Here is an 11,316-nt window from a genome sequence, read left to right on the forward strand (position 1 = left end):
GCGGCGAGGGTCACTAAGCTGGGGGACCGCGCCGGCGAGGGCGGGTACGGGTGCCCGCCGGCGAACTAGCCGAAAGCGGGACGGATGAGCAATCGGGGGGAGCGGCTCCACGGCGGGGCGGGCGGCCGGCCCGGTGGCCGTGGCGCGGGTTCTGGCGGCGCGTCGGGCGGCGGCCGTGCCGGCGGGCGGGGCGACGGGCGTCGCGGCGGAAGCCAGCGCGGCGGCCAGGGTGGCCCGGGCCAGGGTGGACAGGGCGGCCGGGGCAGGCCCACGCGCGATGAGGCGCGCAACGCCGCCTACGACCTGATGAGGGCCGTCGACGAGCGCGACGCGTACGCGAACCTGCTGATGCCGACGCTGCTGCGCCAGCGCGGGATCGCGGGCCGGGACGCCGCGCTCGCCACCGAGCTCGCCTACGGCACGCTGCGCGGGCTCGGCACCTACGACGAGATCATCGCCGCCTGCAGCGACCGCCCGCCCGAGGAGGTGGACCCGCCGCTGCTCGACGCGATCCGGCTCGGCGTCCACCAGCTCCTGCGCACGCGCATCCCCCCGCACGCGGCGGTCAGCGCCACCATCGACCTCGTACGGCTCCGCGTGGGCCCCGGCCCCTCCCGTTACGCCAACGCCGTGCTCCGCAAGATCGCCGGCCGGACGGTGGAGGAGTGGCTGCCCATCGTCGCCCCGCCCCGGGACGAGGACCCGGTGGGCAACCTCTCCGTCTCCTACAGCCACCCGCGCTGGATCGTCAGCGCCCTGCGCGACGCGCTCGGCGGCGACTGGGACGAGACCGCCGCCCTTCTCGAAGCCGACAACGAGCGGCCTCGGGTGGCCCTGGTCGCCCGGCCCGGCCGCGCCTCGGTCGAGGAGCTCGTCGAGGCGGGCGCCGAGCGGGCCTCCTACTCGCCGTACGCGGCCTACCTGACCGAGGGGGACCCCGGGGCCCTGCGCGCCGTCGGCGAGGCGAGGGCCGCCGTTCAGGACGAGGCGAGCCAGCTCGTCGCGCTCGCCCTGACCCGCGTGCCGCTGGCCGGGGACGGCCGCTGGCTGGACATGTGCGCCGGTCCGGGAGGCAAGGCGGGCCTGCTCGACGCGCTCGCCGTCCAGGCGGGTGCCCACCTGCTCGCGTCCGATCTGCAGTACCACCGCGCCCGGCTGGTCTGGGGGGCCACCAAGGAGGCCGCCGTGGTGACGGCGGACGCGACCGAGCCGCCGTGGCGGCCCGGCGTCTTCGACCGGGTGATGCTCGACGCTCCCTGCACGGGCCTCGGCGCCCTGCGCAGGCGTCCCGAGGCGCGCTGGCGGCGCGACCCCCGCAGCGTCCCGGAGCTGGCCGCGCTGCAGCGCCGGTTGCTCGACTCGGCGCTGGAGGCCGTACGGCCCGGCGGCGTCGTCGCGTACGTGACCTGCTCGCCGCACCTGGCAGAGACCCGGGCCGTGGTGGACGACGTGGTGAGTCGCGGGGCCGGTGACGAGGCGATCAGGGCCGAGGCGCTGGACGCCCGCGAGTACCTGCCCGAGGTGCCGGGGCTGGGGGACGGCCCCTACGCCCAGTTCTGGCCGCACCGGCACGGCACCGACGCCATGTTCCTCTCCCTGCTGCGCCGCCTCTGACCGGTCCGGGGCCGGTCCGGGGCCGGTCAGGGCCGGGTCAGGTCCGGGCCGGACGGCGGCCGATCGGTGAATAGACTGCTGGCACTATGGCCGTACAGATCTCGCCCAGCATCCTGTCCGCCGACTTCGCCCGCCTCGCCGACGAGGCCGCCCGGGTGGAGGGGGTCGCCGACTGGCTCCACGTCGACGTCATGGACTACCACTTCGTGCCGAACCTGACCCTCGGCCTGCCGGTCGTGGAGTCGCTGCTCAAGACGACCACCACGCCCGTCGACTGCCACCTCATGATCGCCGATCCGGACCGCTGGGCCCCTGGGTACGCCGAGGCCGGCGCGGCCAGCGTGACGATCCACGCGGAGGCGGCCAAGGCCGCCGTCCGGACGCTGCGGGCCATCCGCGCGGCGGGAGCGCGGGCGGGCCTGGCGCTGAACCCGGCCACCGCGGTGGAGGGCTACGAGGACCTGCTGCCCGAGATCGACATGCTGCTCGTCATGACCGTCGAGCCCGGGTTCGGCGGCCAGCGCTTCCTCGACATGGTGCTGCCGAAGGTGAGCCGGGCACGCGGTCTGATCGAGAAGCACGGCGGCGAGATCTGGCTCCAGGTCGACGGCGGCGTGTCCGCGGAGACCATCGAGCGCTGCGCCGAGGCGGGGGCCGACGTGTTCGTCGCGGGCAACGCCGTCTACGGGGCCGACGACCCCGCCAAGGCCGTGCGCGAGCTGCGCGCTCTGGCAGAGCGGACCGGAAGCGGGCCTTCAGTCTGATCAGCGAGCGGACCACGGCATCGCGCCACGGGTTGGCGTGGGACGCGACAGGAAGAGCGGCGAGGCCGGGTGCGCGTGCCGCCCCGGGAGACGACGCCGGCCGTCAGCCGCCGGAGGCGCGTTCGTACGCCTTCGGATCCTGCCGCCGCCAGTCCTGGTAGCCGGCGCCCAACGCGCCGGAGCCGCCGACGTACAGGGAGCGGTACCGGCTGGTCCTCGTGCCCCACTTGCCGCCGTCGTCGTCCAGGAGAAGCGCGCTCACGCGGAACGGCCGGCCCCGGTCGTCCACAGGCAGCGTCTCCTGCACTCCGCCGGTCAGCGTCTGCACGGTGAGGGTGAACTCGCAGTAGTGCGCGTCGGTCCTGGCCACCATCTCCAGCACCACGTCCTCCCCGCGGTCCAGCGAGATCGTCTTCGACCGGAAGTAGTCGCCCTTCCAGCCGCCGTGCGCGACCAGCCGGGCCGCCGGGTCGGGCGAGTCGAGGTCGAAGCCGATGCGGATGCTCGGTTCGTCGCCCCCCGGCGGGTTGAAGAACAAGGCGCCGTCGAGCGGCCGGGTGCAGCGGGGCTCGGCCCGGATGCCCGTCACGCGGACCCGCTCGTCCCGGTTGCCCCGCAGGACGATCTTGGCGTACGTCCGCAGAGGGTCGACGGCCCCCTGGCGGCGGAACCAGGCGGCCTCACTCCTGGACCACATGGGTCTGCGGTTCAGATCGGCGAGCGCCGCCGCGGACAGGGACGCCGGGTCCGCCAGCAGCCACGTGTCCCCCTGGACGCCGTACACCCTCTCCGGCTCGACCATGTCCACCAGCACCGCGGGCGACCGGGACGCGCTCGCCCGCGGCGACGGGGAGACCCGCGAGGAGACGGGAGGGGAGACCGCGGGGGAGGGGCCGCTCGCGCGTGCCGTGGGACCGGCGCCGGGTGCCGCCGCGGGAGTGAGCGAGGTCTGGATCATCCACGTCAGCACCCCCACGAGGACGGGGGTGGCGACCGCGCCGCCGATCCATCTCGCCACCGGCCGCTGCCACCAGCGAAGCGGACGCCGATCCCGTCGCGTGCGCCGCGCCGTCACGGATCGCGGTCGTGGAGTCCTCACGGTCAGTGAAGACGCGCGGAAGGATCGCCGGGATTACCCCCGGAGGCGTCACCCGCCGGATGTGGGTCAGGCCAGCGCGGGGTCGAGCACGACGTCCTCGCCCTGCACCGTCGGCGCCTCGGGGAAGTGGCAGGCGGTCAGGTGACCCTCGCGGTTGCCGCTCAGCCGGACCAGCGGCGGCACCTCCGTGGCGCACTTGTCCTGGGCCTTCCAGCAGCGCGTCCTGAACCGGCAGCCCGACGGCGGGTCGATGGGGGAGGGGACGTCGCCGGCGAGGCGGATCCGCTCCCTCGGCTCGCTCATCAGGTCCGGGTCCGGCACGGCGGACAGCAGGGCGTGCGTGTACGGATGCCGGGGCCGCTCGTAGATCGACTGCCGGTCGCCGACCTCCACGATCTTGCCGAGGTACATCACCGCGACCCGCTCGGAGAAGTGCCGGACCACGGCGAGGTCGTGGGCGATGAACAGGAACGCGATGCCGAGGTCGCGCTGGAGCTGCTGCAGCAGGTTGACCACCTGCGCCTGGATCGACACGTCGAGCGCCGACACCGGCTCGTCCGCGATGATCAGCTTGGGGTTGAGGGCCAGCGCGCGGGCGACGCCGATGCGCTGGCGCTGCCCTCCGGAGAACTCGTGGGGGAAGCGGTTGTAGTGCTCCGGGTTGAGCCCGACGATCTCCAGAAGCTCCTGCGCCCGCTTCTTGTAGCCGCCCGGCGGGTCGATGCCGTTGATCTGCATCGGGCCGCGGATGATCGTGCCGACCGTCTGGCGGGGGTTGAGCGAGCTGTACGGATCCTGGAAGATCATCTGGATCTCCGGCCGGATGGGCTTGAGCTCGCGCCGGGAGCTGTGACTGATGTCACGCCCCTGGTAGAGGATCTTGCCGGAGGTGGGCTCCAGCAGCCGGGCGGCGAGGCGGCCGGTGGTCGACTTGCCGCACCCCGACTCGCCGACGAGGCCGACCGTCTCGCCCTCGCCGACCGACAGGTCGATCCCGTCCACCGCGTGGACGCTGCCGACCTGGTGCTTGATGAGCGCGCCGCCCCGGACGGGGAAGTGCTTGACCAGGCCCTGGAGCTCCAGCAGGCTCTCGTTCATGCGCGTTCCTTGATCTGGGTACGGAGGTCCTTCTTCTGCTCAAGGGTGAGGTAGCAGGCGTCGCCGTGACCGGTCTCCGGGGAGACGTCCGGACGCTGGTGGAAGCACAGCTGTGGCCCTGCCAGCTCGGGATAGTCGCACCGGGGGTGGAACGGGCAGCCGGACGGCGGGTTGAGCAGACTCGGGGGAGTGCCGCGTACGGGCTTCAGCGGGACGTTCACGTCGGCGGTCAGCCGGGGCATCGACGAGAGCAGGCCCCAGGTGTAGGGGTGGCGCGGCTCCCGGAGCACCTCGCGCACGGTCCCGCGCTCGACCGCCCGGCCCGCGTACATCACCAGGACGTCGTCGGCCGTGTTGGCGACCACGCCGAGATCGTGGGTGATCAGGATGATGGCGGTGCCGAACTGCTGCTGCAGGTCCTTGAGCAGGTCGAGGATCTGCGCCTGCACGGTGACGTCCAGTGCGGTCGTCGGCTCGTCGGCGATCAGCAGATCGGGGTCGCAGACCAGCGCCATCGCGATCATGGCGCGCTGCCGCATGCCGCCCGAGAACTCGTGCGGATAGCTGTCCACCCGCCGCTCCGGCTGGGGGATGCCGACGCGCTTGAGCATCTCGACGGCCCGGTCCCGGGCCTCCTTCTTGCTCGCGCCCTTGTGCTTGCGGTACACCTCGGAGATCTGCCTGCCGATGGTGTGGAAGGGGGACAGCGAGGTCAGCGGGTCCTGGAAGATCATGGCGACGCGGTCGCCGCGTAGCTTCTCCATCGCGGACTGGTCGGCCGAGATCAGCTCCTTGTCCTCCAGCCAGATCTCGCCCCCGATCTTCGTGTGCACGGGGTCGTGCAGGCCGAGGATCGTGAGGTTGGTGACCGACTTGCCCGACCCCGACTCACCCACGATGCCGAGCGTGGTGCCCTTCTCCAGATCGAAGGACAGGCCGTCGACGGCGTGGACGACGCCGTCCTCGGTGCCGAACTCGACGGTGAGGTCGCGGACGGACAGGAACGGCCCGGGGCCGCGCGAGGTCCCCGGCTCGCCGCTCCACGACACGGTGGTCACTGACTGCTCCTGTTCCCCGCCCCCGCGGGCGCGGAGGCGTGTTCTGTACGGATCGACTGCGGGCGGGCCCGGCGGCTCATCCCAGTCGGACGCGCGGGTCGATGAACGCGTAGAGCACGTCCACGAAGATGTTGAGCAGGACGATCGCGGCCGCGCCCACGATGGTCACGCCGAGCAGCATCGGCAGGTCGGTGTTCTGCACGGCCCGTACGGCGAGTTCGCCGATGCCGTGGAGGCTGAACGTCTGCTCGGTGATGATCGCTCCGCCGAGCAGGGTGGCGAGGTCCACGCCGAAGATGGTGAGGATGGGGATCATCGCCCCGCGCCAGGCGAACCGGAAGAACACCGACCGGCCCGACATGCCCTTGGCCCGGGCGGTGCGCACGTAGTCCTCGGCGAGCTGCTCCACCATCTGCGAGCGGGTCATGCGGGTGTAGTTGGCGGTGAAGATGATCGACAGCACCACCCACGGGAGCAGCAGGTGGGTGAACCAGCTCAGCGGCTCCTCGGTGAACGGCACGTAGGACGGGCGTGGTATCAGCCCGAGCGTGTCGACGAGGTAGAAGGCGAGCAGCGGGCCCACGAAGTAGATCTGCAGCGAGGCCCCGATGACCGACGAGCTGCTGGCGATCTTGTCGATCGGCCGGCCGGCCTTCCACGCGGCGAGCATGCCGGTCAGGATGCCGAAGGACAAGATGACCACCGACGCCCCGATGGTGAGCGACAGCGTCACCGGGAACCGGTCGACGATGGCGCCGAACACCGGCTCCTGGGTGGCGAAGGAGTAGCCCAGGCAGGGGGCGGGGCATTCGCCGAACTGGACGAACTCCCGGCCCGTGAAGATGCCGGCCAGCCAGTGCCAGTACTGCACGAACAGCGGCTCGTCCATGCCCAGGTTGTGCCGGATCAGCGCGAGCGTCTCCGGGCGGCAGATCTTGCCGCAGAAGGCTCGGGCGGGGTCCCGGGGGACGGCATAGAAGAGATAGAACGTGACGGCACTGATGATCAGAAGGATCACGAGTGCGCCGAGCACGCGGCGTAGCAGAAAGCTGGTCATGATCTCGCACTTGCTCCTGCGTGGGCTGAACTTGCCGGGGGCCGCCGCCCCACCGAGGTGGGAGCGGCGGCCCGGATGAGAGCTACTTGACCCAGATGTCGAGGGCCGACTGCTCGCCCTGGATCGGGTCGAACTTCACGCCGCCGAGGCCGGAGCCGTAGAGGCCGAAGTACGTCTGGTAGTGCTCGGGCACGATCGCCGCCTGGTCCATGATCTGCCGGTCGATCGCCGCCCACGCCTTGCCCGCTTCGGCGGCGTCGGTGATGGTGTTGGCCTTGTCGATGGCGTCGTTGATCTCGGGGACGTTCAGGTGGCTGTAGTTCGCCGCGCCGTCCGCGATCTGGCGGCCGTCGAACTGCGGCTGGATCGCGGTCGAGCCGGTCGGCCAGTCGGCCGCCCAGCCGCCCCAGTAGATGTCGTACTTGTTGTCCACCTGGCCGATGGCGTCGTAGAACGTCGTCGGGTTGAGCGGCTTGGCCACCACCTTGAAGCCGGCCTTGGTGAGCGCCTCCTTGATGGCGATCGTGACCTTCTCCTGGACCGGCGTCTGGTTGTAGGCGTAGACGACGGTCGGGTTCGGGGTGCCCGACTTGGCCAGCAGCGCCTTGGCCGCCTCCGGGTCGCCCTGCGGCGTCTTGAGCTTGCCGTACAGGTCGAAGGCCTCGTAACCGAGGACGGTCGGGCTCATGACGGTCGTCGCGATCTTACCGGCGCCGAGCTCGCCGCCCTGGAGCTGCTGGACCTGCTGGGACGGCCACGCGGTGCTGATCGCCTTGCGGACGTTGACGTCGGTGACCCGCTTGGTGTTGATGTTGTAGAAGGTGGTGAACGGCGTCAGGCCCTGCAGCGACCGCTTCATCGCCTCCGGGTTGTTCAGCACCTCCTGGATGCGCTCGGGCGCCACCGGGTTGTGGAACGTGAACGCCTGCTTGTCGCCGCCGGCGTCGGCCAGGAAGCGCTCGGTGGTCTGCTGGGACTGCAGGCCGAACTCCATGTGGAACTTGTCCGGGTACGCGTGCCGGATCGGGTCGGTGGCCTTGTCCCAGTTCGGGTTGCGCTCCAGGTCCAGCGACTTGTCGGTGACGTGGCTGACGATCTGGTACGGCCCCGAGGAGAACGGCTGCTTGTCGTACTTCTGCTTGGTGTCGTGCGCCTTCGGCACCGCGCCGTAGCCGGTCATGGCCACGGTGAAGTTGAAGTCCGGGTGCGCCGCGTTGAGGTGGAAGATCACCGTCTTGTCGTCCGGAGTCTCGATGGTGTCGAGCTCCTTGCCGTCGTACGGGCCCTTGTACTGGTCGCGGTACGGCTTGGCGGCGTCCGGGACCAGCCACGCCTGGGCGTACGTCGGGCCCTCGGTGATGAAGTCGGCGTACAGGCGCTCGAAGCTGTACTTGACGTCGGCGGCGGTGATCGGCGCGCCGTCCTGCCACTTCAGGCCGTCCTTCAGCGTGAACTTCCAGGTCTTGCCGCCGTCGGTGGTCGAGCCCGTGTCCGTGGCGAGGTCGCCGACGAGCTTGATGCCCGAGTCGTCCTTCTTGTAATTGGTGAGCTGGCGCGTGAACAGCGCCGACACCGAGGCGTTGTAGTTGAGGTAGACCCGCCCCGGGTCAAGGTGGCTGAAGTCGTCGCGGTCGATCATGTTGACCGTGCCGCCCGGCTTGGCGCCTGGGACCTCGGGGGCCGGGCCGGTGGAGTCCTGGGCCGTGCCGACCGTGATCGCGCTGACCGCCTTGTTGTCCACGGGCTTCTGCGAGGTGGCCGTCTCGCCCTGGGGGGCGCCGCCGCCTCCGCCCTTGGCGCAGCCGGCCAGGGCCAGCGCTCCCACCGCCAGTACGGCGGTGAACGAGGCGAATCGCCTGTTATGCGATCTCATGTGGTCCTTCCTATGGGGGTCAGCGCTTCGTCTTGGGGTCGAAGGCGTCGCGAATCGAGTCCCCGAGCAGGTTGAAGGCGATCACGAAGATCAACATCGACACGCCGGGGAACAGGAGATAAGTCACATCGGAGTGGTAGACCTGGGCGCCGACCTGGAACATCCGGCCCCAGTCGGGGGTCGGCTCGGTCATGCCGACGCCCAGGAAGCCCAGGCCCGCCTCGGCGCCCACGTACAGCGGCAGCGCGAGCGTGGCCTGGATGATGATCGGGGTCCACAGGTTGGGCAGCAGCTCCTTGAAGATGACGCGGCCGGGTGAGGCCCCCGTCACCTTCGCCGCCTCGATGAACTCGCGGGTCCGCAGGGACAGCACCTGCGCGCGCAGCAGCCGGGCGATCGTCGCCCAGCCGAGCACGGTGAGCACGAGGCAGATGGAGGCGTACCTCAGCCAGATGGGCGTCTCCTCCTCGGGCAGCACGATGGCCGCCTCGACGACGGGCAGGAAGACGATCAGGAACAGCTGGGAGGGGAAGGCGAGCAGCGTGTCGATGACGCGGCCGATCAGGTAGTCGGTCTTGCCGCCGAGGTAGCCGGAGGTGATGCCCGCCGTGACACCGATGATCGTGGACAGCACGGTCACGATGACGGCGATGCTCAGCGACGTCCTGATGCCGTACACGAGCTGGGTGAACACGTCACGGCCCAGGCCGGGTTCCAGCCCGAACCAGAAGTCGCCGCTGATCCCGCCGTTGGGCGCGATCGGGTAGCCGTAGGGGTTGAGCAGGCCCGGCTGGTTCTGGCCGTACGTGGTGTACGGGTCCTTGCCGTAGAGCGCGGCGATGACCGGGGCCAGGAGCGCCACCAGGAAGAACGCGAGCACGATGATGGCCGACACGACGCCGGTCCTGTCGCGCCGGAAGCGGCGCCACATGAGCTGGCCCGGCGAGCGGCCGACGATGGCGGGACCCGATCCGGCAGGGCTCGCGGCGTCAGGGGCGTCCGCGGCGATGTCGGTCGTGGTCGAGGAGGGGAACGTCATGGTGCGGTGCTCCCGGATGGACCAATAACGATCGGAGGAGATCCGACTATAGGGAACCCTGGCAAGTAACTTCGCAGGGGTCAATCACTTCCGTGAGGGATCGGTGTTCTTGCTTGCTTCGTTGTGCAAAGTAAATCACCTCGTGTCCGCAACATCGTTGACCTTGCGGTTTGCGTAGAGAGACACTCCATATTACATAAAGGGTTTTGTGTCTTGATTTTGTGACACAACCCTTACAGTGCCCGGACATTTCGGTCGGATGTTGCCGATCATTGCCGCGCATTTAGCGATCTTCATCCATGTCGGGTGATCTCCGCAATCCCGCCCTTCGGTCACCACCCGGGGCATGGCACACTGGTGGGGACAGAGCACGCGTGCTCCGGGGTCGGTGTAATTCCGAACCGGCGGTGACGCCCCTGCGGGGGCGGCAGTCCGCGACCCGGCCGAAGCCATCGGCCGGTGGACCTGGTGTGATTCCAGGACCGACGGTGAAAGTCCGGATGGGAGGCAGCGCGCGAGCGGGCGACCGTGCCGTTGGGCACCGGTCCGCCCGTTGACGTGATGCGACGCCGCATCCGCACACCCCCGGGGCCCGTCTCACCGCACAGGCGAGAGGAAGACCGGGGTGACCTCGCGGGACATCCTTCACATGCGGCGCGCGGTCGGGCTGGCGGCCCGCGGCCAGGGCGGCACCAGCCCCAACCCCGTCGTCGGATGCGTGGTCCTCGACTCCTCGGGCGACGTGGCCGGAGAGGGCTTCCACGAGTACGCCGGCGGTCCCCACGCCGAGGTCGCGGCCCTGCGCGAGGCCGGGGAGCGGGCCCGGGGCGGCACGGCGTACGTGACGCTCGAACCCTGCGACCACACGGGGAGGACCGGCCCCTGCACCGGCGCGCTCCTCGACGCGGGGGTGGCCCGGGTCGTGGTCGCCGTCACCGATCCCAACCCCGTCGCGGCAGGCGGCCTCGACACGCTCCGGCGGCACGGCGTCGAGGTGGACACCGGTGTGCTGGCGGAGGAGGCCGAGCGGGTCAACGCCGCGTGGCTCACCTTCATCAGGCGCGGCCGGCCGTACGTGACCTGGAAGTTCGCCGCGACGCTCGACGGCAGGTCGGCCGCGGCCGACGGCACCAGCCAGTGGATCACCTCCCCGGAGGCGCGGGCCGACGCGCACCGCCTCAGGGCGGAGAGCGACGCCGTGCTGGCCGGCGTCGGCACCGTCCTGGCCGACGACCCCCGGCTCACCGCACGCGCCGCCGCGCCGCGACGGGCCAGGCCCGTGCTGCGCGTCGTCGCCGACTCCGCCGCCCGGACCCCCGCGTCGGCCCGTGTCCTGGACGGCGAGGCCCCCTCGCTCGTCGCCGTCGCCGACGACGCCGCCGTGCCCCCTCATCTCGCCGGCGCCGTACGGCTCCCGCGGGCCGGCGGCGGAATAGATCTCCACGCACTCATGGCTGAGCTGCGCGGGAGGCAGATCGTGAGCGTGCTGCTGGAAGGCGGCCCCACCCTCGCGGGCTCGTTCTTGCGGGAGGGCCTGGTCGACCGGGTCGTGGGCTTTCTCGCTCCGGCGTTGCTGGGCGCGGGGGCCGCGGCGCTCGGGCCCGCCGGAGTGCCGACGATCGGCGACATCCACCGCCTCGAATTCGAAGAAGTCACCCCTGTCGGGCCGGACCTGCGAGTCGTCCTCCGCCCGCTACCCCCGAAGGAGAGCTGA

The 11,316-nt window shown here is 71.0% G+C and carries 9 protein-coding genes and 1 riboswitch; of the genes, 3 read left to right on the top strand and 6 right to left on the bottom strand.

What is annotated here, in order from left to right:
- The first annotated feature begins 84 nt into the window (after positions 1-84).
- Both AB0B72_RS05465 and rpe read left to right on the top strand, forming a co-directional pair.
- Positions 85-1,614 carry an RsmB/NOP family class I SAM-dependent RNA methyltransferase gene (locus AB0B72_RS05465; protein WP_367737095.1) on the top strand — a complete coding sequence of 510 codons (1,530 nt, stop codon included), beginning with the start codon at positions 85-87 and terminating at the stop codon, positions 1,612-1,614.
- An 86-nt stretch (positions 1,615-1,700) separates the two neighbouring features.
- Positions 1,701-2,378, top strand: coding sequence for a ribulose-phosphate 3-epimerase (gene rpe, locus AB0B72_RS05470; RefSeq protein ID WP_367737096.1), 678 nt, complete (start codon positions 1,701-1,703; stop codon positions 2,376-2,378).
- A gap of 103 nt (positions 2,379-2,481) precedes the next feature.
- On the opposite strand, the gene AB0B72_RS05475 is transcribed toward rpe, so the two are convergent.
- The 6 genes from AB0B72_RS05475 to AB0B72_RS05500 form a co-directional block, all read right to left on the bottom strand.
- On the bottom strand, positions 2,482-3,396 hold the full coding sequence (locus AB0B72_RS05475; RefSeq protein ID WP_367737098.1) for a hypothetical protein: 915 nt from the start codon (positions 3,394-3,396) through the stop codon (positions 2,482-2,484).
- Positions 3,397-3,543: 147 nt separating this feature from the next.
- Positions 3,544-4,575, bottom strand: coding sequence for an ABC transporter ATP-binding protein (locus AB0B72_RS05480; protein ID WP_367737099.1), 1,032 nt, complete (start codon positions 4,573-4,575; stop codon positions 3,544-3,546).
- Positions 4,572-5,633: an ABC transporter ATP-binding protein gene (locus tag AB0B72_RS05485; protein ID WP_367737100.1), complete on the bottom strand. Its 1,062-nt coding sequence runs from the start codon at positions 5,631-5,633 to the stop codon at positions 4,572-4,574. The genes AB0B72_RS05480 and AB0B72_RS05485 overlap by 4 nt, the downstream gene beginning before the upstream one ends.
- Positions 5,634-5,709: 76 nt before the next feature.
- The gene (locus AB0B72_RS05490) at positions 5,710-6,690 is read right to left on the bottom strand and encodes an ABC transporter permease (RefSeq protein WP_367737101.1); all 981 of its coding nucleotides are present in this window, start codon (positions 6,688-6,690) and stop codon (positions 5,710-5,712) included.
- Positions 6,691-6,772: 82 nt separating this feature from the next.
- Complete coding sequence (locus AB0B72_RS05495; RefSeq protein WP_367737102.1) at positions 6,773-8,563, bottom strand: ABC transporter substrate-binding protein; 1,791 nt, start codon at positions 8,561-8,563, stop codon at positions 6,773-6,775.
- A gap of 19 nt (positions 8,564-8,582) precedes the next feature.
- On the bottom strand, positions 8,583-9,602 hold the full coding sequence (locus AB0B72_RS05500) for an ABC transporter permease (RefSeq protein ID WP_367737103.1): 1,020 nt from the start codon (positions 9,600-9,602) through the stop codon (positions 8,583-8,585).
- Positions 9,603-9,972: 370 nt separating this feature from the next.
- A riboswitch (FMN riboswitch) is annotated at positions 9,973-10,120 on the top strand.
- A gap of 107 nt (positions 10,121-10,227) precedes the next feature.
- On the opposite strand from AB0B72_RS05500, the gene ribD reads away from it, so the two are divergent.
- The gene (ribD, locus tag AB0B72_RS05505) at positions 10,228-11,316 is read left to right on the top strand and encodes a bifunctional diaminohydroxyphosphoribosylaminopyrimidine deaminase/5-amino-6-(5-phosphoribosylamino)uracil reductase RibD (protein ID WP_367737104.1); all 1,089 of its coding nucleotides are present in this window, start codon (positions 10,228-10,230) and stop codon (positions 11,314-11,316) included.

Source organism: Microbispora sp. NPDC049125 (genome assembly GCF_040802045.1).
GTDB lineage: Bacteria > Actinomycetota > Actinomycetes > Streptosporangiales > Streptosporangiaceae > Microbispora.